The sequence below is a fragment of the Methanoregula boonei 6A8 genome (assembly GCF_000017625.1).
GTDB lineage: Archaea > Halobacteriota > Methanomicrobia > Methanomicrobiales > Methanospirillaceae > Methanoregula > Methanoregula boonei.
Genome location: NC_009712.1, coordinates 2,482,485 through 2,507,113 on the forward strand (window position 1 = coordinate 2,482,485; position 24,629 = coordinate 2,507,113).

At 54.9% G+C, this 24,629-nt stretch carries 18 protein-coding genes; 13 read left to right on the forward strand and 5 right to left on the reverse strand.

The features are described 5' to 3' along the window. Nucleotides 1-71: 71 nt before the first annotated feature. From MBOO_RS12610 to MBOO_RS12640, 7 genes are all read left to right on the forward strand, one after another. Nucleotides 72-755: a hypothetical protein gene (locus MBOO_RS12610; RefSeq protein WP_012107989.1), complete on the forward strand. Its 684-nt coding sequence runs from the start codon at nucleotides 72-74 to the stop codon at nucleotides 753-755. Between the two features lie 90 nt (nucleotides 756-845). Continuing rightward, nucleotides 846-1,175 (forward strand): hypothetical protein, encoded by a 330-nt coding sequence (locus MBOO_RS12615; protein ID WP_012107990.1) that lies wholly within the window; start codon nucleotides 846-848, stop codon nucleotides 1,173-1,175. A gap of 13 nt (nucleotides 1,176-1,188) precedes the next feature. Continuing rightward, nucleotides 1,189-2,001 (forward strand): exodeoxyribonuclease III, encoded by an 813-nt coding sequence (locus MBOO_RS12620; protein ID WP_012107991.1) that lies wholly within the window; start codon nucleotides 1,189-1,191, stop codon nucleotides 1,999-2,001. A gap of 608 nt (nucleotides 2,002-2,609) precedes the next feature. Next, nucleotides 2,610-3,752 (forward strand): substrate-binding domain-containing protein, encoded by a 1,143-nt coding sequence (locus MBOO_RS12625; protein ID WP_012107992.1) that lies wholly within the window; start codon nucleotides 2,610-2,612, stop codon nucleotides 3,750-3,752. Nucleotides 3,753-3,817: 65 nt separating this feature from the next. After that, entirely contained in the window at nucleotides 3,818-4,729 is a 912-nt protein-coding gene (gene pstC, locus MBOO_RS12630; RefSeq protein WP_012107993.1) for a phosphate ABC transporter permease subunit PstC, read from the forward strand. A gap of 2 nt (nucleotides 4,730-4,731) precedes the next feature. Beyond that, entirely contained in the window at nucleotides 4,732-7,554 is a 2,823-nt protein-coding gene (pstA, locus tag MBOO_RS13630) for a phosphate ABC transporter permease PstA (RefSeq protein ID WP_012107994.1), read from the forward strand. A gap of 271 nt (nucleotides 7,555-7,825) precedes the next feature. Beyond that, entirely contained in the window at nucleotides 7,826-9,880 is a 2,055-nt protein-coding gene (locus tag MBOO_RS12640) for a PKD domain-containing protein (protein ID WP_012107995.1), read from the forward strand. A 226-nt stretch (nucleotides 9,881-10,106) separates the two neighbouring features. Here MBOO_RS12640 and MBOO_RS12645 read toward each other — a convergent pair whose 3' ends face one another. Then, complete coding sequence (locus tag MBOO_RS12645; protein ID WP_157677709.1) at nucleotides 10,107-10,742, reverse strand: hypothetical protein; 636 nt, start codon at nucleotides 10,740-10,742, stop codon at nucleotides 10,107-10,109. 138 nt (nucleotides 10,743-10,880) lie between these two features. Here MBOO_RS12645 and MBOO_RS12650 point away from each other — a divergent pair, with 138 nt between their 5' ends. Beyond that, nucleotides 10,881-12,212 (forward strand): PKD domain-containing protein, encoded by a 1,332-nt coding sequence (locus tag MBOO_RS12650; RefSeq protein ID WP_012107998.1) that lies wholly within the window; start codon nucleotides 10,881-10,883, stop codon nucleotides 12,210-12,212. After that, complete coding sequence (locus MBOO_RS12655; RefSeq protein WP_012107999.1) at nucleotides 12,209-14,377, forward strand: type II/IV secretion system ATPase subunit; 2,169 nt, start codon at nucleotides 12,209-12,211, stop codon at nucleotides 14,375-14,377. The genes MBOO_RS12650 and MBOO_RS12655 overlap by 4 nt, the downstream gene beginning before the upstream one ends. Before the next feature lie 155 nt (nucleotides 14,378-14,532). On the opposite strand, the gene MBOO_RS12660 is transcribed toward MBOO_RS12655, so the two are convergent. Next, entirely contained in the window at nucleotides 14,533-15,777 is a 1,245-nt protein-coding gene (locus MBOO_RS12660; RefSeq protein WP_012108000.1) for an archaellin/type IV pilin N-terminal domain-containing protein, read from the reverse strand. A 352-nt stretch (nucleotides 15,778-16,129) separates the two neighbouring features. On the opposite strand from MBOO_RS12660, the gene MBOO_RS12665 reads away from it, so the two are divergent. Next, the gene (locus tag MBOO_RS12665) at nucleotides 16,130-16,333 is read left to right on the forward strand and encodes a hypothetical protein (protein ID WP_048068490.1); all 204 of its coding nucleotides are present in this window, start codon (nucleotides 16,130-16,132) and stop codon (nucleotides 16,331-16,333) included. Nucleotides 16,334-16,428: 95 nt separating this feature from the next. Here MBOO_RS12665 and MBOO_RS13280 read toward each other — a convergent pair whose 3' ends face one another. Both MBOO_RS13280 and MBOO_RS12675 read right to left on the reverse strand, forming a co-directional pair. Beyond that, complete coding sequence (locus MBOO_RS13280; protein ID WP_012108001.1) at nucleotides 16,429-16,881, reverse strand: cupredoxin domain-containing protein; 453 nt, start codon at nucleotides 16,879-16,881, stop codon at nucleotides 16,429-16,431. 91 nt (nucleotides 16,882-16,972) lie between these two features. After that, nucleotides 16,973-19,069 carry a DEAD/DEAH box helicase gene (locus MBOO_RS12675; protein WP_012108002.1) on the reverse strand — a complete coding sequence of 699 codons (2,097 nt, stop codon included), beginning with the start codon at nucleotides 19,067-19,069 and terminating at the stop codon, nucleotides 16,973-16,975. A gap of 218 nt (nucleotides 19,070-19,287) precedes the next feature. On the opposite strand from MBOO_RS12675, the gene MBOO_RS12680 reads away from it, so the two are divergent. Beyond that, on the forward strand, nucleotides 19,288-19,620 hold the full coding sequence (locus tag MBOO_RS12680; protein ID WP_012108003.1) for a 4a-hydroxytetrahydrobiopterin dehydratase: 333 nt from the start codon (nucleotides 19,288-19,290) through the stop codon (nucleotides 19,618-19,620). Between the two features lie 641 nt (nucleotides 19,621-20,261). Here MBOO_RS12680 and MBOO_RS12685 read toward each other — a convergent pair. Continuing rightward, nucleotides 20,262-22,679, reverse strand: coding sequence for a CDC48 family AAA ATPase (locus MBOO_RS12685; RefSeq protein ID WP_012108004.1), 2,418 nt, complete (start codon nucleotides 22,677-22,679; stop codon nucleotides 20,262-20,264). A 43-nt stretch (nucleotides 22,680-22,722) separates the two neighbouring features. Here MBOO_RS12685 and larC point away from each other — a divergent pair, with 43 nt between their 5' ends. After that, nucleotides 22,723-23,928: a nickel pincer cofactor biosynthesis protein LarC gene (gene larC, locus MBOO_RS12690; RefSeq protein ID WP_012108005.1), complete on the forward strand. Its 1,206-nt coding sequence runs from the start codon at nucleotides 22,723-22,725 to the stop codon at nucleotides 23,926-23,928. Continuing rightward, nucleotides 23,925-24,605: a DNA repair and recombination protein RadB gene (gene radB, locus MBOO_RS12695; RefSeq protein WP_012108006.1), complete on the forward strand. Its 681-nt coding sequence runs from the start codon at nucleotides 23,925-23,927 to the stop codon at nucleotides 24,603-24,605. Before larC ends, radB begins: the two co-directional genes overlap by 4 nt. Nucleotides 24,606-24,629: the final 24 nt, after the last annotated feature.

Genomic DNA, 24,629 nt, shown 5'->3' on the forward strand with positions numbered 1-24,629 from the left:
TATATCTTAAGTATAGATACCGGCACGCCAGCGTACCGGGTCTTTCTCCCTTCCTCCCGGGTCGTGCAGTTGTGAACCTGATCATCCTGAAATACGGCATCCTCATCGGGGCTCTCCTTGCAACCACGTTGTACGTCTCACCCGCGTTAAACCCGCTTTCTGCACCCTCCGGGAATCAGAACAGCAGCGGGATCGATGCCCAGTCGATCTTTGCCTTCGGTTCACAGGTATTTTACAAGCAGGTCTCCCAGCCGGGAAACGAGTACATGCAGACCAGTGTCCAGGGATATTCCCAGAACCTGGTTCCAAGCGATGCCGATAACCGGAACTACTCCTCGTCATGGCAGGTCGGGGTTGCAGACTTTGTCACCGGTTACAACCGGTGCACTTCTGCACTCTTTGATCTTGCCTCAGTACCCACGATGCAGACTGCAAAGGAGAAGATGGCGGTATGCGCCGAGTTTGCAGAAGGCGAGGGCGAGATGACCAAAGGACAGGACGAGTTTACTTCGGCAAAAGCCAGTGCGTCGCCGGCAACGGACTCCGGGTTTACCATTGCCATGGTCCTGGAACGGACTGGGGAGATTATCCAGAGTTCCGACAATGCTGACACTGCCTGCATGAAAGCAGTCGTGGCCGATCACAACCACGATCAGGAGGGGTTTGCAGAGAACCTCAAGGCCACACAGAGCGCGGTGCAGGATATGCAGCGTGTGTATCCCGAGCTCCAGGTACTGAGCAGTGACTTTACCTAAATCCGAGGATGAAGAGGAGATCCGAACGATGAAAACGATAAAAAAACCACGGGCAAAAAACCCGGGCGCGGCAGAACAGGTGATATGTGTATGAAATTACCCGACCCCAGAAGAATGCTTGTTGACGACCGGCAGGTAAGCGATGAAGAGTTCAGGAGAGAGAACCTGGTATATGTGATCTCGGCAGCGGCCATGATGATCATCGGCCCGCTCTTTATCTATCACGGGTTCAACCTCCTGCCCTGGCCGTACACAACCAAATGGGGAGCCCTCTCGATCGCCATCGGGCTTTTTATCCTCTTTTTCGGATTCAGCCTCTGGCAGGACCGGCAGGTACAGATCTTCCAGCGGACCTATGCAAAGGATGCGGCAGAGCTCAAAGCGCTCCTCCGGGATCTCAAAGAAGAGAGAAAACCGTAAAAGGTGAGTAGGGATGCCGACCATCCTTTCCTGGAACGTGAACGGCCTTCGCGGGTGCTATGACCGCAAGCAGTTCCTGCCGGTCTTCCGGCACAACCCGGAGATCGTCTGCGTCCAGGAGACCAAAGCCCCGGGGGAGAAACTCCCCGAACGAGTACGGAACCTGTACGGCTACCACACGTTTTTTTCTGCGGTTCCGGCGGGAAGCACGGCAGGGGTAGGGCTCTTTACCCGGCATGAACCCCTCTCGGTACAGTATGGCTTTGGCGATCCGGACTTTGATAATAAGGGCCGGGTCCTTATGGCGGATTACGGGAGATTCGTGCTGCTCAACATTGCCTTTCCCCTCGGGATAAAACCGATGGGAAACCTGGACAACAAACTGAGGTTCTACGATGCATTTCTCTTGTACATCCGTTCTCTCTGTGAACAGGGCCGGGCCGTGATCGTCTGCGGCGATTTCAACGTGGCGCACACCGACAAGGATCTCTATAATCCGCCAAAAAAACCGGTCCGCCAAGTGGGCATATCCCCGGATGAGCGTGGCAGGATCGACCAGCTGATCGCACTCGGGTTCACCGACACGTTCCGGCTCTTCCATGCGGGCCCCGGCTACTATACGCGCTGGCCGTTCCAGAACAATTCGAGGGAGCGCAACTTCGGCTGGCGGATCGATTACTGTTTCGTGAGCCAGGCATTGCGGCCGTTTGTGGCCGATGCCACGATCCTGCACGAGATCAAAGGATCGGATCACTGCCCGGTTGCACTGGAGCTCAACCTGCCGGAAACGGATATGATCCTTCCCGCCCCAAAAGCGGTATCATGAACTGAGGGGGGAGGGGGTGACCCCTACCCACCCCCGCTTCTTTTTTTTAACAGGGACCTACCCCCCCACCCGGTTCCATCATAATAACCCAAATTTCCTGCGGTGCTCACACCGGAGACCGGCACGGACAATCTCCCAAATGGGGGGGGGGGAGGGTGCCCCCCACCCCCCTCACCCCATTTTTTCAACAAGGAGTCACCCTACCCCATCGATGTTTGCATGTGTGTAGTGGTTACTTGCGTTTGTAGGCCGGGATCTTACAAACCCGATGCAGATCGCGCAAACACGGGCAAGCCAATCGGATTCCAACGGACTATCCAGACAACTGGACCAGTGCATATTTTCCATGGATCCGGAAGTGAGCCGCCGTAATAATAAGAGTCATCGTAAACCAATAATCCCTATATCCTATTGCGATCACTATATTGAAAAACCTTAAATCTATATCAAAAACGCTAAAAATATATAGTCCTGAGACCATTACTTCATTGGTGAATTGACATCTGTGGGGGATGAATGAACTTCACCAGAAAACTCCGTGGCAAATCCATTAGTCTCTACCAATATTTTTTAAAAATCCCATCCACGAACACCAAGGTGAAAAATCAATGTACGCAAACATGAAACGCATGAACAATGAGATGGCAGTTTCACCGATTGTCGCAACGCTCGTCCTTATCGTCGTTGCAGTCATCGGCGCAGTTGCCGTAGGTACCATCATGGGTACCTTCTCAACCAGTGTAGCAAAGCAGGCGAACACAAACCAGGCAGGATCTGCCTCCCAGAACGAGATTCTCGTTGCAGGCTCAACCACCGTCGACCCGATCACCCAGGCAGCAGGGACGCTCTACACCACTGAAAACCCGGGCGTCAAGGTTGTCTCACAGGCAACCGCCAGCGGTGCAGGTGTCCAGGCAGTCGGTGACGGCGTCGCAGATATCGGCGCAGTCTCCGAAGTCGTCAAGCCCGCATGGACCAACCAGTTCCCGAACCTCAAGCAGTACCAGATCGGTGAGGGCGCAATTGTCCTCATTACCAACAAGGCAAACCCGGCCATGACAGCCGCCAATCTCAGCACCGCTGCTAATGGACAGAACTTCTACAACGATCTCGTAGGTGTATACAACCCAACCACAGCATCTTCTTACACCCTGAACGCTCCGTGGACAAACGGAACGGGAACCAATTCCTTTACCGTAGTCTACCGCGCTGACGGCTCGGGTACGGCAGACTCTTTCTTTAAGAACTACCTTAAACTTACCAGCTCGCCAACCTCAAACGCCAACTGGAGCAGCCTTGCAGTCAACGGTAACCCGATGATGGTTCAGACCGTTGGTAACACAGCCTATTCAATCGGATTCGCTGACTATGGCGACGCAGTAGCAAACGTTATTGGTACCGGTACTGTTACAATCCTTCCGGCATGGGATCCGGTACAAGCTAAGGTTCAGACCCTCCCCAACTCGTTCGACACTGCATTCGGCACGGGCACCACGGCAAACTGGAACGACCTTCGGAATGAAGCAAAGTACATCTACCAGACTACCGTTGAAGGACAGACCTCAACTGCATCGCAAACCTGGCCGTCTGGACTTATCCGCCCGCTCATTTACCTCACTAACGGACAGCCCAGCTCTTCAGTCCAGGAATTCATCAACTACGTCCAGGCAGACCCGATTGAAACCGTCAACGGTAACCACTACGGTGTCTTCCAGGCAACCAACAACTACGCTATCGCAGATATCTCCTAAGCGAGATAATCCAAATCCACTAATTTTTTTTTCGTATCGATTATCACTGGATCGTTGAACATCTCATGAAGGAACGCGCCGACATACACAAGAGCATCTTCTTTGGTATTGCCGGCATCACTGCGATCCTCGTCTTTGTGATCATCGGGTTTCTGATCTATGCTGCCGCCCCTGTACTGGAAACGTCGGGGATCGGGTTTATTACAAATTCGGTCTGGAATTACGATACCAACCAGTATGGCATCTTCATCTTCCTGATCGATACCATCATCGTGACTGCACTCACCCTTGCCCTTGCCATTCCGTTTGGTCTTCTCACCGCGATGTACCTGGCAGAATGGGCACCAGCATGGATGGAGAAGATCATCCGGCCCATTGTGGAGCTGCTTGTCGGCATTCCCTCGGTAGTCTATGGACTGTTTGGAGTCCTTATCCTCTCCACGGTTTTTATGGACTTCTTAAACCCTACTGTTGATCATCTTCTCGGGTTTATCCCCATCTTCAGAAATATCCACCCAAATTTTCACCAAGGACTCTTCCTTTCCGCTGCCATCCTTGCCATAATGGTAATACCCACAATTGTTGCCCTGTCGCAGGAGGCGATGCGGGGAGTTTCATCTGAATATCGTGAAGCATCCATCGCGCTCGGAGCGACACAGTGGGAGACCATGAGGAACGTGATCCTCCCCTGCGCATTCCCGGGTATCGTTACAGCAGTCGTTCTTGCAATGATGAGGGCAATGGGAGAGACCATGGCAATCGTGATGCTCTTAGGAAATACACCCATAATCCCATCATCAATTTTTGATGTCGGATATACGATGACCGCGAAGATCCTCAATGATATCCTGTACTACGTCGCTTCTCCACAGCCCAGAGCCGCAATATTCGGGATAGCGGTTGTGCTCTTCTTTATGGAGATGCTGGCCGTAGCAGGTGTCCGGCTCATCTGCTCGTGGGCACAAAGAAGGTCCTAATTATGACGAGTTACCGCCGGGAGTTCACGGATAAAATCATCGTCATCCTTTGTCTTTGTGCCTCACTTGTAGTCGTTGCAATGCTCTTTTGGATTATCACAATGTTATTCGTCTCAGGTCTGCCGTCTTTTTCGTGGTATTTTATAACAACTCCCGAAAATGCAGCTGGCGGGATGGGGAATGGTATCGCAAATGCGATTGTCGGAACGATCCTGATCTCTCTATCAGCAACCATCATTGCTGCACCCTTTGGCCTTGGAACCGCTATCTACATGAGGCGGTATGCAGAGGATAACGGTATCACTCAGGCGTTCCGGTTTCTCCTAGAAGTACTTTCAGGAACCCCATCCATCGTTATCGGCATTTTCGGGTTTCTGATCTTTGTTATTTACATGAAACAGATCTTGGGTGGATTTTCCCTGATCGCAGGAGCGGTCGCACTGGCAATCCTGATCATGCCGGTCATCGAACGGGCAACTGAGGATGCAATCGACAGGGTTCCCCCGGATCTGGAAGAGGGAAGTTACGCGCTCGGGGCCAGCAAATGGCAGACTATCAGCGGAATTACTATCCCGACCGCATTCAGCGGGATTCTGACAGGATTTACGCTTGGATTTGGCCGCGCCGCAGAGGAGTCTGCCGTGGTGATCCTCACTGCCGGTTACACCCAATACATGCCGGAGTTTGGAATCCTTTCGACAACGGGTTCTCAGGGAGGGGTAAAAGTTTACCCCTTTCAGGATATGGTAGCAACCCTCCCCTATACCGTCTATCACTCTTTCCAGAATCCAAGCCTAGTCAAACCGTCAGCAGGATTTGCTGCGGCATTTGTCCTCGTTGTCATCGTCTTTTCCATCAACATCGCGGGAAAAGCCTTCCTCAGTTATGGTTTTGGAGGGTGCAGAACAAATGATCCCTCTGTTTTTGATGCTTTGAAAAAGAGGTTATTCCCATCACCGACAGCCAGCTCGACGCCGATCAGTGCAGGAAAACCACAGGATATCCCCCTCCCAGGGAAAAAGAGTAACTTCGCAGAGACCTTAAAAGTCGGCGTTGGACAGATCCATTCGGCACACGCTGATTCTGAAATGAAAAAATCCGGCGAACCGGTAATCGTCTCCCTGACCGCCCCGGCCATTTCTCTCGGCCCGCCGGAACGCGTTGAGCCGGAACCTGCCCCGGCATTGGATAAGGCCCAAATTAGTAAAGCTATCTCATTTTACGAAGAGGATACTCCTCCCGGAGTTCCCCGGAAGCCGGATTCCCATACGAAGTTGCAGTGGCGTCTGCGCAATCCCATTTCATCCATACGTACAAGGATCCGTACCTGGCTCCAGTCAGTCCACCTCAGGCGGAGCAAAACCGCCTCTTCCCCGCAACCAGAATCCGTGGCCTCCCCTGTCGTACCTCAAAAAGAAAAAACAAAATCCCGGTTTAACCTCCGCGATTTCCTCCGGCCATTCCTCTTCACCCTGATCCCTTTCATTCTCGTAGCCGGGCTCCTCATAGTTCTTGCCGCGGTGATCCCGACACTGAGCCCGCCCGGGACCGGAGGGGTACTGGATTTTGTCAAGTCAATTGTCATTGCAATCGTAATCTGTGCCATCTGCGCAATCATTGCCCTCTTCCTGCTCCGGAGAAGCGCCCAGATCCTCAAGATGCGGAAAAAAAATCCCCTTCTTGGGAACCGGACGGGTGCGATTATCGCCGTCATTGTTGGGATCTGCCTGGTACTTGTTGGTGCATTCATCCTCTCTGCCCATCTCTTTGTCCCTCCGGTCACCACTGTATCTGCTGCGCAGGAAGCCGGTACATCTTCAGCAGGAGTGATAAATACCCCCATATTCTCATTCAACCTCCAGCCGCAGGATCTTATCCTGCTGCAAAAAATGAATAATCCGGCCTTTTCCATTAACCTGCAGGACGGAGACCTCCAGATCAGGATCATAAATCAGACCATTACTTCGATGAACATGAGCCTGCCAGCCACCGCCGGAGGTACTGACAGCATCCTAGCAGCCGGAACCGGAACAACTCAAGACAAGAGTGCCCGCCTTGCTGCGTTCCTTGCCCAACAGAATGCCGGGGAAGAAAACTCCGTATCCTCCACAGCAACGGCCACCCCTTCACCGACAGTAACGCTAACCCCGGCACCGGCAGCCGCAGCAGCACAGAATCAGGCAGTCACAGGTAAGTATGCCCTCGATCTCGGCGAATCCTACTGGTACGGCGACAACAGCCGCCCGTGCCTTGCCACAGTGTATAACACAAGTGTCCTTCCCTTTTACTTCTGGTGGGATATGAGCTGGAACCGGTTTGTCCAGCAGACCCCGGCGCAGACCGGCGATGTGTTCCTGGTCATCTTCATCCGGATAGAGGATACAGGGAATATGAGTGCCCTGGTTCCCTCGGCCGACTCGTTTGTGGTGGTCAACAACGGCCAGACCTATACCCACAACCCCTACTTCGACACCTCTGTCCTCACTCAGAACGAGATCAACTATTATTCAGTGCACTATGACCAGCTGCCGTACCAGTGGATCCGCGAGATCGGAAACCAGAAGCGGGACTATGCCTTCCTGACCGGTTTCAACGTCTTTGGGGAGAATACCACCGCGATCACAACCTTTACCACAAATGCTCCCCCCAGCCCCGGTTTCGATACCAACGGCCAGGGGTATTTCATCATGCCCGGACGGAGCAATGCCATCGACGGGTACCTGATCTACGAAGTCCCGTCATCAGTCGCAGCGGATCTCAAGGATACCTATGTCCAGGTCTCCTTCAACAGTTTCAGCCCGGCACAATGGAGATTATCCAAATAAAATCGTGAACTGAACTGTGGAGGAGGCACCCGGGGACCATGAGAAACCAGAGCAAAAAAAAGAGATCGCCAAGGGTCAGGCCCGGATGTCTCTATATTATCAATTCAAAAGATATATTTTGGCTGATTGCGTAACTATGAGACAATAGCCGGATTTTCGGGAACACTTTGCAACAGGCAGAACGGGGCTGACCATGGCATTCCAGAGACAATCAATCGTACACGGGCATACATTGGCACAACGTACGAAGGCATGCCGGTGAGGAAAGCCCATGAAACTCAAGATCTCCATCCCGAAAAAGAAGCTCCGCCTGCCCCGTCTTAAAAAACAGGCCCGGATCCCGATCCTGATTGCCATATGCGTCATCCTGGTTGCGCTCGGGCTGTTATTCCATATCCTGCCGGGCCCGGGCAGTCTTGCACATTTTTTTGAGGCAAAAACCAGCACAGAGTCACTCCAGTCCGTCGGGGGAGCAACAACCGGGCTTGCCGAACCTCTCGCGCCGCCTCTCATAGCCGACTTCCTTGCCTCGCCCGGCTATCAGTCAAACCCCCTCTCCGTCCAGTTCTTCGATATGAGCAGGGGCAGCCCGGGCGCCTGGCAGTGGGACTTTGGCGACAATTCCAGTTCATCCCTCCAGTACCCGGTTCATGAGTATGCCTCCGGGGGCCTCTACAACGTCGCCCTCACGGTCACCCGGCAGGACGGCGCCCGGGAGACCGTCACGGTAGACGATGTCCTTGATACCCGGCAGGCAACCGAATCGCAGGTTCTTCTCGATACCATCCGCAACGGTGCAATAAAGAAAGGATCGTACCTCTCCTTTATTTCGGACGACAGTAACTCGTCGGTCACCGTGAACGGGGCCCGGATAGCACTGCCGGCAGGATCGCTTGTCAAGATCCGGGCCGGCTCTGACTCCACGACCGGTACGGTCTCCCTGCGGGGCGGAAACATCCTGGGCTGCAGCCTTGCGGATGCCACGCTCTTTGTGAACGGGACCCAGGTGGCTAAAGGGAGCTTTGGGAACTGCAACATCCCCTCGGTCCGGCAGTACCATGCAAACCTCACCTTTTCCGTAGAGCCGACATACGGGGAGGTCCGGCAGCTCCTGATCAATGGCGGCAAAATCCTCGCAGGCCCGGGCAACAACTACATTGTCATCTCTGATGACACGTACTCCCCGGGCAACGATCTGACAGTGGTTGCCGGTCCCGCGTACTATGAGGGGACAGCCTCAGGATATTCGATCTCACCTGCGCTGATTGCCGGGTTCACCACGATCTCGCCCACAGAAGGCCCGGCCCCGCTTAATGTCTCGTTTATAGACCAGTCGGCCGGAGCACCCGTTTCATGGTCATGGGATTTCGGGGATGGCACCGGTTCACGCGACAAAAACCCTACACATCTTTATGCATCCCCGGGGACCTACGATGTTTCCCTTACGGTAAATACCGCGGACCAGACCGACACCACCACAGTACAAAGCGAGGTCATCGCAACCCCGCCCCGGGTTGTCGCCAACTTTACCGCCCGGCCGCTCACCGGCCCGGTACCTTTTACGGTCAGGTTTACGGATCAATCCACCGGATTCCCGACTTCGTGGAGCTGGACCTTCCAGGAGGCATGGAATATCTCCTTCCTCAGCAGCGGTACCAGTAGTCCATTCGCTGTTTCGACTGATCAAAATCCCGTTATAACCTTCACAGATCCGGGAACTTACAATGTCTGGCTTACGGTAAACAATGCCTACGGCAGCAGTGATATCGTGAAGAACGGGTACATCGTGGCGACGCCATCGCCGTATAAGATTCCAACCAACGATATCCTCGTCCAGACCGGAAAGCCGGGATATCTCGAACAGAACTCAAGTGCACAGTTCGTGGTCAGCGATACCCCTGCCGCCATCACGATCAACGGTACCTACCATGATCTGCCAAAAGGCGCCGTTGTCAGGATGGTGGCCGACAGCAACCAGCCAGGGGACATCACCATCGACCATAACAAAATCCTCAAGTTCGCGTTCCCGGATATGGAGGTGTACGTGAACGGCGAACTGCTGGATGAGGGATCCATAGACAGCATCTACATCCCGTTCATGACGCAGTTCCAGACCGGCCTGAGTTATTATTTCGCACCCGCATCTGCGCAAACACTGGAAACGATTAACGGTCAGAAGTACCTTGCCAGCCTGGATAATGCCTGGATCCGCATCGATAACCTTGGTATCAACAGTCAGGGAACGCTCTCCCTGATCTCCGCAACAAACTCGACATCCATTGAAGGGACCATGAACCAGACCGTGCAGGACTGGATTCTCGGGTAAAACACGGGTCGCTCCACCTAAGTCACAACACAGAGAAAAGACGCCTGAAAAAAGGGGCCAAACCATCATTTTCAGGATACAATCGCGGCGGGAGAGTACAGGATCGTTTTTGAAATATGCCTGCGGGCACTTGCCCGCGGTTTAACCCTGGGGAATTCCTCCCGCCATTTATGAAACTGGCAGGTGAGATACGCCGCAAAAAAGGATGGGAGAAAAACAGGAAAAATTATTGCCGCTGCTGGAGCTGTTTTGCCGTTGCCGTTATATTGGAAAGAGCAATGTCAGCATCGGAGAGGGAGGCAAGCGCACGGGTCTTTGCATCCATTGCTGCAGTACGCAGGGAATCGTCCCGGTAATCCGGAGCGTCCACGGAAAGGTAGCTACCCATGTAACGATTATAATCAACAAAATGCTGCTGGGCATTAGTCATAGAGATATCGTAAATCTTCATTTCCTGCGCAAGCAGGCCGGCCAGCCACGGTGTCTCCTGATCGCTGCCAAACATAAGGGATGACGTGTCCGAGGAGAAGGAATCTGTTGCAGTACTTAAGGCCGTACCTGCCACCCCCCATTGGGCGATTGTCTGCCCGTCAGATGCTACATCTGATTGGAGCGTGCCGGGATCAGAAGAGCCGGAGGATGCATCATGGTTATAGGCATCGATAGTCGCCTCCATCCGGGTGAGGGAAATCTTCACTTGGCCGGCATAGGTGCCCTGCGCCTCTGCCCACTGGTTATAGTCCTGGATAACGATCGTCGTGTTATGGGTATCACTTGTCCGAGGGGAGGTACACCCGGCGGCAGAAAGCATGCACCCCGCAAGGAGAAGAAGGATAAAAAATACCCGGGATCGTTCCATCATCATTAACTATAGTGATGCCGTTTTCTTCAATCTTTCGTCTGGCTTATGAAAATTTTCCGGGACAGGAACGTCATACTCCCATAAATGATCAAAACAAAAAATAGAATGGTTTAAGTCTATAGTAAATGAAATTAAAATATGTATAAACCGGGCGTCATTGCGTGTCTTTTCATCGTGCTGCTGGTTGGGGCATGCGGATGCTCCCTTGCCGCTTCAGGATCGGGCACTGCCAACGGGACTACCGCCCGGGAGATGCCGACACTACCGGACACGTACGTTGCCGGCGAGGGAACGCCAGTACCGGGAAATACCGTGGTAACTCCGGCACCTGTAAACACGGGGCCGGCAAACATCGCGGGAGACCAGACTAACGTGACGATGACGGAAACCTCGCTTCCCTGCAATGGCAATTCCTGTGGTTTTGTTTCGAACTCAACATCTTCAAACCCGGATGCCCCGGTAAGCAGTTTTTCTGCAAATGTTACAAAAGTTTACGTTGTCCCCCCAAACCCTGTAGTGCCGATCCAATTTACCGATGGATCAACTAACAGCCCGACCTCGTGGTACTGGCTTTTCGGAGAATATGGGAGCACCAGTGATGCACAAAACCCCCTCTTCACCTACCAGGGGTATAATTATTATAACGTCACGTTAATCGCAAAGAATACATACGGTTCATCGAGTAGTACGGCAACGATTTCCGTCTGCCCGGTGATGACCTCATTTGTATCAAATACAACAAACGGGAATGTCCCGTTAACCGTGAATTTTACAGACACCTCGGCAGCACTTTCAGGAACTCCCTCAGCTTATCTCGATTCTCACTGGTTCTGGAAATGGGATTTTGGAGATGGGGTAACATCCACTCTGCAAAATCCGACCCACACCTACACGGCTGCGGGAGATTATACGGTCAGGCTGGATTCAGGAAATGATCTGGGGAGCTGCTGGAACACTGCGGAGATAGTTGTACAGCCATTTACTGCAACGTTTACTGCAGATCCAACCAGCGGCCTTAATCCACTGACGGTACTGTTCGTTGACACGACTACGGATCCAACTGAAACGGGCAGGTACTGGGATTTCGGGGATGGGACCACCTCTACCATGCAACATCCGACCCATACGTACTCGACTGCGGGGAATTACGTGGTCACGTTCGATGCCACAGACGCATATGGCTGGAGCAACCAGACAACGACAATCACCGTATATTCCTTACCCTCCGTTGATTTTAGCGCAATTCCCACTTCAGGAGTGGCCGGGACAACGGTATCCTTTATCGATGAAAGCAGCGGGACACCCGGTCCCACAAGCTGGTACTGGGATTTCGGGGATGGATTCGATAGTACTGCACAAAATCCACCGCACCAGTACGCCAGTGCCGGAATGTACACGGTAAGTCATTCTGCAACAAATGCGCATGGAACCGTTTGGATGAACAAAACCGCATATATCACGATCACATGAAGTCCAAATCGTTTTCCGGCAGGCTCTCTTCCCTTTTTGAAGATGATGAGCAAGACACTGTCGTACCGGAGAGCCCCCCCGGGGAGGGTGGCCCGGACTGGTCAGGAATCAGCAGGGATTGGGAAAGTGGAGAGAGCTCGCTGGTCCCTCAGGAATCAGCCAACCGGCAGCCCTCCTCGCGTGTCCAGAGATTCATCCTGTACTTTATCGAGCCGGAAACGGAGACAGAGACAAAGCAGGCTGTTCCCTCACCGGTTCCTGCCGCCGGAAAACCCGAAAAAACGCCGGCAGTCCCGGTCGGCCGCCGGGTCCGTATCCGGCTCGCATCGCTGCGGACCCTTGGGTCAAAAATTCTGGTATTTTTTATCGAACCCGCCCCGGAGGTTCCGGAAGAAGCCGTACCGGTGGGGATTTCTAATGGTTCTGCGCTTCCGCAGGAGCTCGCTGTTATCCCACCTCCGGAGCCGGAACCCGTCCCGGCCACGGCCGATGCAGGGTCGATTGCCGTCGCCGAGCCTCCCAGGCCCTCTTTCATGCAGAAGATCCGGACAGCATTTGCTGCTCCGGTGCAGAAGGAAATCCTCACCCTCGATTTCAACCCGGGCGTCCTTGACACCCCTTCCCTCGATGGATCCCTGAGGGATGTCAATATCACCTACCCTATCGACCCGCCTTACCAGTATGTGCATATCGAGTACAGCAAGAAGGACGGCGCCCTCATCTACGAAGTGGTGGAGCCGCAGCTCTCCGAAGATGAGAAGGTTGCGCTCGATATCGTGGAGCGGGCCTTTGAGAAGCTCGTGAGCACCAACCTGGAAGTGATCGAAGGGGACCAGCGGATCGAGTACCTCCGGGAGCGGTTCTATTCCCTGGTTAACATCTTCGGGCTCAAGCTCACCGAGCAGCAGAAGGAGCGGATGTTTTTCACGCTCAAAAAGCAGTATCTCGGCTACAGCCGGATCGACACGCTGATGAAAGACAGGTATATCGAGGATATCAGCTGCAACGGCTCCGACATCTACCTGTACGTCCAGCACCGTATCTATGGATCCACCCGGACCAACGTGAAGTTCGGAGAGGTCGAGCTCAACAACTTTGTCCTCAAGCTCGCGCAGATTGGCGGCAGGCACATCTCACTCCTCCAGCCTATCCGAGATGTCTCGCTCCCTGACGGGAGTCGTGGTAACCTCACGCTTGGCGGTGAAGTGACCAAGAAAGGGTCGACCTTTACCATCCGTAAGTTCCGTGCAAACCCGATCTCGCCCATTGAAATGATGGACTACCACTCGGTGGATGCTATGGAGCTTGCGTACATGTGGATCCTCATGGAGTACAAGCGCTCGATCCTTGTCTCTGGAGGAACTGCCACGGGTAAGACCACGTTTTTGAACGTGCTGTGCAGTTTCATTCCTCCCGAGTACAAGATCGTCTCCATCGAGGATACGGCCGAACTCAACCTCATGCATCCCAACTGGATTCAGTCCATCACGCGTGCAGGTTTTGGCAGCTCGAGCGGAGGCGAGTCCGTGTCCGGGGTAAGCGGGGTCTCGTCAAAAAGCCCGGGAGATATCTCGCTCTACGATCTGCTTGTTGCAGCGCTGCGGCAGCGGCCCGAGTTCATCATCGTCGGCGAAGTACGAGGCAGCGAAGCCTTCACGCTCTTCCAGGCAATTGCCGTGGGTCATGCGGCACTTGGTACTATCCATGCCGGCTCCATGGACGAGCTGCTTGCCCGTGTGGAGTCAAATCCGATGAACGTGCCGCGCAGCCTCTTCTCCAATCTGGATGTGGTGCTCTTCCCCATGCACATCAAGAAAGGGGAGCGGAGCATGAGGCGCCTGGCAAACATCGTGGAGATGCTCGAGCTTGACCGGGACACGGGGGATCTTATCACCAACACCTCCTTTAAGTGGCTGCCGGACGTGGACGAGTTCCAGTACCAGGGCCGGAGTTTCCTCTTCGATAAGATCCGGGACACCCATGGGGTGAGCAAGGATCTGCTCAACCAGGAGCTCGAGGACCGGACCGATTTCCTGCTGGGCCTCCAAAGGGCCGGGATCCGCGATTACGATGCGGTGACCGAGCAGATCCGGGCATATTACCGGGACAAGCCGGCCGTGATGAAGCAGATTGTTTCTGTTCAGACCGATGATATGGAAGAGTAAAATTCATACTCTTCACAGGGATGTTATAGAATCGGACAGAATCTCAAATCGATACCTGAAATTATATATTGCAAAATTCGTCTGCAATAGAGCCATATTTGGATCAATAATTCACAGATGGTGAGGTTTCATCGGGATAATCCATCAGTTCCCCTTTAGGATGAACCATTGACAGCAACTTCAACAGCGGGTAATGATCCGGATGTAATTTTAATACTCCCGATACCGGATATAACCGTAATATTACTATTCCCCGATTGATCGGAGGTATCCACATATTTGCTCAGCGAAAGGTTACCAAACTGGTTAACATCTAAAACATAATTAACGATCGCATTAGGCACGGGATGTCCATTGATGTCCTTAATAGTGACATTTATACTGTTAGCAAGCTGGCGCGTAACAATCAAATTTGCTGCTGGAGAGAATGCGGCATCTTCTGGAATGAGTTGGTAAGGTGATGTTGCAACCATCCCGTTGCTGTCTGTTACTGTCAGATTTACGCAGAAAGGTCCACTTATTTGCGGGGAAAAACGAGCAATTTTACTGTTGAAATAAGGTGGAACACCTACCGTGCTCAGATCACTGATATCTGAACAGTTTCCCACAGGGTCAATCTGTCCGTTTGTATAGGTTTGGGTGGCATTCATAATTGTCCAATTCCAATTGGAAATCGTTGCATTTACCGAAGAGGACTGGGAGCCATCCAGTACTATCATATCACGTTGGACTGTCCCAATGGTTGCCGTTTCTGTGCTGTATGAGATTACCGGCGTCGGCAATTTGTAGGTCTCTTCAAAGATATTAGTAAGTGATGTCAGGATTTTGATATCGATCTGCTGATCCGTTCCGATAAAAGAGGGAGAAAGGCCGCCATCTCCGGTGAGGCTGCCGGTCAGATTCATCGTCACCTTGATGCTTTTTCCTGCGGGAATGTTCAGATAAGGAGTGCTGCTGCTCGATCCTCCCGGCATATAGACAGTACATCCTCCCCCTCCTGAAGTGAGATTGCATGTGCCGTTGGGTGCAGAGAGTGCGAGTGAGGAATAGCTCAGCGGGTACAAGTAATAATTGTTAATAGCAATACCCTGAACCGCTACGTCTTGGGTATTGAGGTTCATCAGGTCGAATGAGACCGAACTCCAGTTCTGGGAATCCTGGATATTAAATGGAGGATTCGGAGAGGTTGAGGACCAGTTTATATTATTCACCAGGCTCACCCCGGAGATCACAATCTGTTCATCCTTAACCGCCTGGATCTGCGATTGCCGGGTCTCCTCGGCTTTCTGCATCTGCGAGACCATGAGCGCAAGGGCGGCAGCTGCGGTTACGGTGATCAGGATGAGCAAAAGGGTGCCAATAATTACAGAAACACCCTGGTCACGGTGCGGATGGCTCATGGAGTATCACAAATCAGTTTGTCATCCTCGGATAAATTAGTTACCTCTTTTTTATATATATATACATACAAATCGTTAATAACTCTATAGTTAGTAAAGAGATCTCTGCTCACGCTTACCGGTGCCGGCAAAAACGGCCCGGCGGTGCAGGGTAGTCGGGAGCAAGGAAACAGGTGGAGTATGTCCATTCACCGAAATTCCCCCGAAAGAAATCCAAAATATCCAAAATTTTGTACCCGATATGAATAAATTCAAAAATTATCCCGCATTTCTCTTTTACCACAATAAAAAAATATTAAATACAACGTGTTCATAGTATAACATATCTCTTGGACATACAGGGTGTATCACCATGTTCCGTATCCGGAAGAACAAGCCGGCGATATCGGCAGATGCGCGACCCTTCCGTACCGTACGGCGTCTCAATATCAATCGTACGTATACGCCACTTAAGATCGGGGTGGTGGCCGGATATATCCTGCTGGGGATGTTGTCAGCCTCCTCGTCCATGTTTGGCATCCTGGTGGGCACCCTGCTCCGGATGGCCGGCCTTTGAGGGATCTGCTCTTCTATCGCAGCTTTTTTTTATAGCGATGCAATTTTCACGTTCTGCCACAAAATGACGGGAACAAAAAAAGGATATCCGGTTGTCTACGGAGTTACAATGACCGTTCCCTGCATAGAGGAATAGATAGCACAGGTGTAATTGTACACGCCAGGTGTAGTAAATTTCGCAGAAAACGCCTGCCCGGGGGAGAGAGCAAACGTACTCAGGTGAGCAGATGCCGGGAAGAGGACGGAATGGGTGACCGTATCCTTATTGACCCAGTGCACAAGCGTCCCGACGCTTACCGTGATAGTAGAGGGGACAAAAGCCATCTTCTGGATGATGACGGTATTTTCCGAAGATCCCGATGTGGTGGCGGGGACCGGGGTACCTGCAACAACAGCTGCAGAGGTATCCACGGCTGTCACAGTTGTTCCCGGGACAGGTGTCTGGGCAGCAGGGGAAGCCTGGGATGGCAACGGGGGAAAGATCTGGCTGCACCCGCTCACGATCAGGAATGCGACCGCAACCGCACAGAGAATAACCATGTATTTCATTACAAAAATTCTCCTTCCAGATCATTCGTAGGTCTGTGCCAATAAAGCTGATCCGGAGCAAAAACATCCCCCGCAATGCAGACGCCGCTGTTCATGTATCTGCCCCGGGACCCGGCTCTTCTGCCGGCAGGATCGTAACAGGTGCCTGCGCAAGGATCCGCAGGACATCGCCGGTCCGGTAATAGTCCGCGGCAATCATGGCCCGGAACTCCTCTTCGGGAAGCATCCGCGCAAATTTCCACGGGTCCGGGGCGGGCAGGGGGAGAAAGGCCGATGCCTCCTGTTGCGAGAGGGCCGGGATCTCCCGAAGCGCTCTTGCCACCCGTTCCACAGCCCCGCTCTTTCCGGCACGGAATACACGGATACGGCAGTCATCGTACCGAACCTGGACCCGGTCGAGTTTTCCTTTGAGAAGATATGCGAGCACCTGGTTGAACCGGCGTCCGGAAAAAGAATACACCGATACCACTCTCCCTTCTGTGCTCCGTTCTTCCCGGAAAAACAGGCCGGACTCACCGATTCCCTGAGGAAAGGCGGAGATAGCCCGGCTGAGCGTTTCTGCGTCCACCTCGCAAAGAGGCAGGGTCGATTTTTTCCGGGCAACGATCCTCTGTATTCCGGCACAGATCACCGGAGAGAAAGCCGCTTCCCCACCGGTCGCGCGGAAGATCCGGGAGGTCCCCGGTATATCGCCGCCCGGCACCACCACGACAAGGTTGTGGCTCTCGTCGCATTTTACTACCGACCAGATTGCCCCGCCAAGCACGAAATCCCCAGGCTCCTCCCGGTGGGCAAACCTGGCATCGATGGCACCGATTACCTCCCCGTCAGGTGTTACGGCCCGGTACTCGGAGCCCCCGGCGATCACCGAGTACAGCTCCCGGACACGGGAGAGCCCGAACGCCCGTTCGGCCTCAGGACCCGGTACCAGGAGATCGCCATCGGCTGATAGGTAACCGGTGGTGATGAGATGATCAAGGAGCCTGTCGATCTCCTCTGCAAAGCATTGCGCAAAAACTGAAAACGAGCGGAGCTGGCGCACGATCGTGCCCCGACCAGCCCGGGGTCCGGAAAGGAGGGCAAGGAAGAGCTGCTGAACAAGCACATTCCAGGGTTTCTCCGGAGGTTCCAGGGGCTCGGTCTGCTTTTTTTGTGCGCACTCAATGGTGGCGCAGCCGGCAAGGAGTTCCCCGGGGTCAGAAAGGATCCAGGCAACCGAAGCGGCCCGGTCGCGCCGCCCGGCCCGGCCCATCCTTTGCAAAAACGAGGAGACCGAATCCGGCGGCCCATCCTGCACCACGATATCCAGATCCCCGATATCGATGCCCAGCTCAAGCGTGCTCGTGCAGATGATGCAGGCCCCCCCGCTGCCGCGGAACGCCTCCTCGGCCTCTTTTTTCTTTATCGGAGCGATCGACGAGTGGTGGATATGTAGGTTTTCGATCCGTCCCGATACTTCACGTATGACCGTCTCTGCGGCGCTCCGGCTGTTGACAAAGACAAGCGCCTTTTTCCCGGCAACAAGCCGGACGAGAGCATCGATCCTCTTACCCGGGTCGGATTCGACCACGAAACGGAACACCTTCTGGCTGGGCGGGGCCGCGACAGAGACCACTTTGCTTCTCCCTCTCCCGCCCGAAAACCACGCAAGTACCTCATCCGGGTTTCCGACTGTTGCCGAGAGGCCGATGCGCCGGACCGGGGCTGTCGCAATCCGGTCCAGGCGATCGAGTAAAACCCGGAGATGAACGCCCCGCTCCGATTCCACAAACGCGTGCAGCTCGTCCACAATGACGTAGCGCACGGAGGAGAGCGCGGAAGCGGCCACCGGCTCGTGCAGGAGCACCTCCAGCGACTCAGGGGTGATGAGCAGAAACTGGGGGGCGTCATCCTCTTTCCACCCGCGGTCGCCTTTCGGGACATCACCGTGCCAGCGGGCAAGGGTGAGACTGACAGGACGGCAGAACCCGGCGATCCGTTCTTCCTGATCGTTGATGAGAGCCTTGAGCGGGGCGATGTAGAGGCAGGAGATGCCCGGCGCACCGGTTTTTAAGATATCGTCAAGTACCGGGATCAGGGCGGCTTCGGACTTGCCACCGGCTGTCGGGGCGATCACGAGTGTGTCGTTTCCCTCACGGATCGCTGCGTACGCCTGCTCCTGCACCTCGCGGAGCCCGGACCAGCCCATCCGGTCGGCAAGAATGCTTTGCAGGGATGGATGCAGGGAGGGAAAGACCGGTTGGCTGTTCGTAGTACTCCATTTGGGTTCGGGAGAATTATGGCCTTTGCGCCCGCACCGGCCGGTTTTTGCGATCGTTTCCCGGGGCTGCCGGCCGTTTGCTGTACCGGGTATGGCGGGAATTTTCCCACAAAAGCCTTTTTTAATTTCAGGCCGGACGTGTATCCATGGAACTCGCCACCAAAAAGTGCTCTACCTATAAGCCCGGCTCACCGCCCATCACGCGCAAGGACACAGTCGAGCTCTTAAAGGAGGTGCCCGGCTGGTCGCTCGACAATGGCCACCTGACACGGACATTCACGTTCGATGACAGCGACAAATCGATTGAATTCTTAAATGATGTGCTAGCGATGTCGACCGAAGAGGGACATATCCCGGACCTTGCCCTCCGCGAGGGGAAGTTCGTGGATGTGGGGTATTACACGTACCCGGCCGGTGGGCTCACACTGAACGATTTCATCATGGCCGCGAAGATCAACGAGCGGCGGTATAACGAATAAAATCAAACAGGATCTTTTTTTACCAGCGGTGATATCGAATACGCAATGTATTCACATGAATACAAAATGTATTCATCCTACAGAGATTATGATGGTTCGTAAACAGGTCCTGCCCGGCTCATTCCCCATCAGGATCAAGCCACCCCGCCCTCCAAAAAAATTGATCGCCCCCTCCCCCATTTGGCGCTCCTTTAAAAAAATTGGCCGGACCGATCGATTTCAAAGCCGGTCGGGGCGACCTCTTTTCTTCCAGTTTCATATCATGCACTTCCACTGGAGATTCAGGTGAGACGGGGTGATCGGTCCGATCGTTTCTGAAATTGGCCGGACCGATCGATTCCGGAATTGGTCGGGGCGACCGCTCGTACAGCGGGATCAAAGGTAGCCCCCCTCCCCTGCTTTGCGGTCCGCAGAAAACCGGGTCGGGTCGATCAATTTCACAATTGATCGGAGCGTCCCCCCATGGGAGGGGGGGTGCTATTAGAGCTGAACACAGGACTCTTCAATCGTTCCCTTTTTTGTGTGCAGATATACTCTCTGGCGATATCATCTCAAAACCGGGGGGTGCCACAAGCGTGCGGGAGCACCACGCCAAAAAGAGTGTTTAACCTCAAGGTAAGGATACCTGCAGGGCAAAAAATTTACTGATACTCCGGCGGCTGCACTTTCTGGGGCAGGCCGCCCTTGAAGTGCTGCTGGATTTTGCCATAGTAATCCCGGAGGTTATCGTTCATTGTCGGGTGAACCTTCTTCTGCGCTTCAAGGAAGTGTTTCTCCGCGACAAAGTCCGCACCCTCGCGGAGGGCGAGCATGCCCGCCTCACGGCAGAGCGATTCGAGATCGGCACCGACAAAGCCGGCAGTCATGTCCGAGAGATCGGCAAGGACTTTCTCCCGGGCCGGGTCCGCAAACGCGAGGTGCTTCTCCCGGAACAGGTCAACGAGGCGCCGGCGCCGGGCGCCTTTTGCAACACCGGCTGCCTTATCCGTGGCCGGGACGATTGTCGTTTTCACGGCATCGGACGTGACCATCCTGTCCTTACCGAGTTTCTCCACGAGCTCCGCGAGCATGTCCTCGGAATAGCCCTCAGTTGAAACCACAATCTCCTCAAGCCCCGAGCCTTCGAGCGGCATGTACTGCGTGTGGATACCAATGATCTTTTTCCTGTCCTCCATGGTCGGTTCGCCGATGTACACGAGCCGGTCGAACCGGCCGGCACGCAAAAGCGCCGGGTCCACGATATCGGGCCGGTTTGTTGCGCCCATCACAACGACATCTTTGAGCTCTTCAAGTCCATCCATCTCGGTGAGGATCTGGTTGAGCACGTTGTCGATCACGTGTGAATCGTTCGAGCTCCCCCGGGCAGGGGCAAGCGCATCGATTTCGTCAAAGAAGATGATCGAAGGTGAGACCTGCCGGGCCTTCTTGAAAATCTCCCGGACCGCCCGCTCGCTCTCACCCACCCACTTGGAGAGGAGCTGCGGGCCCCGGACCGGGATAAAGTTGGCACCGCTTTCGCTTGCAACGGCTTTTGCAATGAGTGTCTTACCTGTCCCTGGCGGGCCAAAGAGGAGCACACCTTTTGGCGGCTCGATCCCGAGGTCATCGAAACGCTCACGGTGCGTCAGCGGGTACTCGACTGCCTCGCGGACCTCGGTCTTGGCCGACTCAAGGCCGCCAACCGTCTCCCACTTCACGTGCGAGACCTCGAGCATCACTTCACGCATCGCGCTCGGACCCACATCACGCTGTGCGCTCCGGAAGTCCGCGGCAAAGACCTTGAGCTTGTCCAAGGTTTCCTGCTCGATCTCGGCCTTGTCCAGATCGAGATCGGGCAGGTACCGGCGCAGGGCCCGGATCGCAGCCTCACGGGCAAGTGCGGCAAGATCTGCTCCCACAAATCCGTGGGTCTGCTGGGCGAGCACATTCAGGCTCACATCCTCGGCAAGCGGCATGCCCCGGGTATGGATCTTTAAGATCTCAATCCTGTCGGGCTCGCCCGGCACACCGATCTCGATCTCCCGGTCAAAGCGCCCGGGCCGGCGCAGGGCGGCATCGATCGCATCAACGCGGTTGGTGGCACCGATCACCACGACCTGTCCACGCTCTTCAAGCCCGTCCATCATGGTTAAGAGCTGGGCCACGACACGACGCTCCACTTCCCCGGTCACTTCCTCGCGCCGGGGTGCAATCGAGTCAAGCTCGTCGATGAAGATGATCGAGGGCGAATTCTCGCGGGCCTCCTCAAAAACTTCGCGGAGCCGCTGTTCGCTTTCACCATAGTATTTCGAAATGACTTCGGGGCCGGCAATCGAGATGAAATGCGCACCGCTCTCGCTTGCCACCGCTTTTGCGATCAGCGTCTTTCCCGTTCCCGGTGGGCCGTACAGCAAAACACCCTTGGGCGGCTCGATTCCCAGTTTCTGGAAGAGCTCGGGATGGCGGAGCGGGAGCTCGATTGTCTCGCGGAGCCGCTGGAGCTCATCTTTTAAGCCCCCGATATCCTCGTACGAGAACCGTTTCACGCCTTCGAACCCCGCGGCCGGCTTGTCCGAGAACTCGACCGAAGTATTCTTCGTGATGATGACCGCCTCCTCGGGCTCGATCTCCACCACCTTGAAAGCCACGATCTGCGGCTGGACAAAGGGCAGGCCAAGCATGATCGGGATCGAGTCGTTTTTCACGACAGGGAAATCCAAAAGGCCGTTAATCACGTGAGGGTTATTGGCGATTGGGATCTTCTTTGGCAGATCCTCGGGAGGAGCTAGAACCACGCGCTTTGCCTCGATCTCTTCTGAAAGCGTGGAGATCTTCACAGTGTCCCCGATGCTCACCCCGGCATTGAGCCGGGTGAAATTGTCGATCCGGATCTTTCTCTGGTTCCAGTCCTCGACAAGCGCCCGCCAGACCTTGGCCACGGTCCGGCGCTTCCCTTCGATCACCACAAGGTCACCGGGCGAAATTTTAAGGAGAAGCATGGTCTCGGGATCGAGCCGCGCTTTTCCCCCGCCCTGATCCCCGGGGTACGCGGAATCGACCTTCAGTTGCACTTCTGGCATTACCTTAAAGGTCATATACGCAAGGGATTTATAAGTACTGTAAATGCGTATCCTTGTTTTTGACCCGTTCCACGGCGCGGCAGGGGACATGATCACCGCGGCCCTGCTCGATTGCGGGGCGGACCACAAGGCGGTTGTTGCTGCCATGCGGGCTGTGGTCGCCGATCCGGGCGTTGAGACGGTGACCCGGGCCGGGATCCGGGCCATAAAGGTCCGCACCCATGCCACCCCGGTCCACCGGACGCTCGCGGACGTGGAAAGAAAACTGGATGCAGCAGCCCCGCACATCCCGGCTGATGCACTTGCCATGGCCCGCCGGGTCTTTGCCCGGCTCAATACGGCAGAAGAATCTGTCCACGGCGAACACGTCCACTTTCACGAGGTTGGGGCGGACGATGCGATTGCGGATGTGGTCGGAGCCTGCACAGCGCTCTTCTCGCTCAAACCACAGGGCGTCGCAATCCTTCCCATAGCCCTTGGCTCCGGCACGATCACCGGCTCGCACGGCACGATCCCGGTCCCGGCCCCGGCAACAGCGGCGATTCTTGCAGGCTCGGGCCTCGCAGTATTTCCCGGGAGCGACTCAGGTGAGCTCTGCACTCCCACAGGGGCAGCACTCCTTGCCGAGTTTGCCGCGTCTCTGCCGGCCAGACTCGGGGCGTACACGATCCTCGCAACCGGTTACGGTGCCGGGACAAAAGACTCCCCCAAAGTCCCTAATGTCCTGCGGGCCATGGTGGTGGAGAGCGCCGGCGCTCCGGCTGCAATGCCGCAGGATGCCGTCGATCTCCTGGAGACAAACGTGGATGACGCAAGCGGCGAGGTGATCGGTGAAGCCCTCGCCCGGTTCATGGCCGCCGGGGCACGGGATGCCAGCGCAATTCCAATCCTGATGAAGAAAGGCAGACCGGGGTACCTGGTCACAGTGATCGCACCACCGGATTCATCCGCCGGACTAGCCCGGCTCATGGCGCAGGAACTCGGGACACTCGGGGTCAGGTGCATCCCGGCTGTGCACCGGTTCATCGCAGATCGGACTACCGGTACTGTGGAAGTGACTTTTGCCGGCCATACAAAGGACATCCCGGTGAAATATGGCTGGATCGAGGGCAGGTGCTACACGGCAAAACCGGAGTTCGATGCAGCAAAGGAGTGGGCAGGCGAGCTCGGACTCCCGGTCCGTGAAGTGCTCCGGGCCATCAGTGATACACTTGATACACAGGAAAAAGCCGGGAGGCAGGACACGTGACGAAACCGGACCGGCAGACCACGGGGAATGCGGCCTTGGACCGGCTGCTGGGCGGCGGCCTTGAACCGCGTACCATTACCCAGCTTTACGGTGGGCCGGCAAGCGGCAAGAGCACGCTGTGCATGATCGCGTCCGTCTCCTGCCTGCGGGCAGGCGGATCGGTAATCTTCATCGATTCCGAGGGCTTCTCCATTGAGCGCTTCCGGCAGATCGCGGGAAACGACACCGCGGCGATTGCGGACCGGCTCTTCCTTTTTGAGCCCGTAGACTTTGACCAGCAGGGCGGGATGATCACCGAATCCGACAAGATCTTCCGGCAGCATAAACCGGGCCTCGTGGTGCTCGACTCGGCCACCGCACTGTACCGGACCGATCTGGAAAAAGGCCGGGACGCCATGCAGCAGCTCACGCGGCAGATGCTCCAGATCCTCGGGTACACAAAACGTTACGATCTCCCGGCGCTTGTCACCAACCAGGTGTATATGGATACCACCAGAAACACGTTTGCGGGTTTGGGTGGCACCTCGCTTGAACACATCAGTAAGGCAATTGTCCGCCTGGACCGGCTCGAAACGCCCGGATGGCGGCGCGCAACGCTTGTCAAGCACCGTTCCCGGCCCGAAGGCGCATCGTTTGATTTCGAGATTGTGCAGGACGGAATCCGGGCAAAGGAATAGCGAAAAGTCTAGCTCATACGATCG

Bases quoted from the DNA above. Each gene is read 5' to 3' on its own strand.
- MBOO_RS12655 (WP_012107999.1), top strand. From the start codon at position 12,209: ATGAAGTCCAAATCGTTTTCCGGCAGGCTCTCTTCCCTTTTTGAAGAT.
- MBOO_RS12625 (WP_012107992.1), top strand. From the start codon at position 2,610: ATGTACGCAAACATGAAACGCATGAACAATGAGATGGCAGTTTCACCG.
- MBOO_RS12665 (WP_048068490.1), top strand. From the start codon at position 16,130: ATGTTCCGTATCCGGAAGAACAAGCCGGCGATATCGGCAGATGCGCGA.
- MBOO_RS12645 (WP_157677709.1), bottom strand. From the start codon at position 10,742: ATGATGGAACGATCCCGGGTATTTTTTATCCTTCTTCTCCTTGCGGGG.
- MBOO_RS12685 (WP_012108004.1), bottom strand. From the start codon at position 22,679: ATGCCAGAAGTGCAACTGAAGGTCGATTCCGCGTACCCCGGGGATCAG.
- pstC (WP_012107993.1), top strand. From the start codon at position 3,818: ATGAAGGAACGCGCCGACATACACAAGAGCATCTTCTTTGGTATTGCC.
- pstA (WP_012107994.1), top strand. From the start codon at position 4,732: ATGACGAGTTACCGCCGGGAGTTCACGGATAAAATCATCGTCATCCTT.
- larC (WP_012108005.1), top strand. From the start codon at position 22,723: ATGCGTATCCTTGTTTTTGACCCGTTCCACGGCGCGGCAGGGGACATG.
- MBOO_RS12615 (WP_012107990.1), top strand. From the start codon at position 846: ATGAAATTACCCGACCCCAGAAGAATGCTTGTTGACGACCGGCAGGTA.
- MBOO_RS12620 (WP_012107991.1), top strand. From the start codon at position 1,189: ATGCCGACCATCCTTTCCTGGAACGTGAACGGCCTTCGCGGGTGCTAT.
- MBOO_RS12660 (WP_012108000.1), bottom strand. From the start codon at position 15,777: ATGAGCCATCCGCACCGTGACCAGGGTGTTTCTGTAATTATTGGCACC.
- MBOO_RS12650 (WP_012107998.1), top strand. From the start codon at position 10,881: ATGTATAAACCGGGCGTCATTGCGTGTCTTTTCATCGTGCTGCTGGTT.
- MBOO_RS12675 (WP_012108002.1), bottom strand. From the start codon at position 19,069: ATGGGCTGGTCCGGGCTCCGCGAGGTGCAGGAGCAGGCGTACGCAGCG.
- MBOO_RS13280 (WP_012108001.1), bottom strand. From the start codon at position 16,881: ATGAAATACATGGTTATTCTCTGTGCGGTTGCGGTCGCATTCCTGATC.
- MBOO_RS12680 (WP_012108003.1), top strand. From the start codon at position 19,288: ATGGAACTCGCCACCAAAAAGTGCTCTACCTATAAGCCCGGCTCACCG.
- MBOO_RS12640 (WP_012107995.1), top strand. From the start codon at position 7,826: ATGAAACTCAAGATCTCCATCCCGAAAAAGAAGCTCCGCCTGCCCCGT.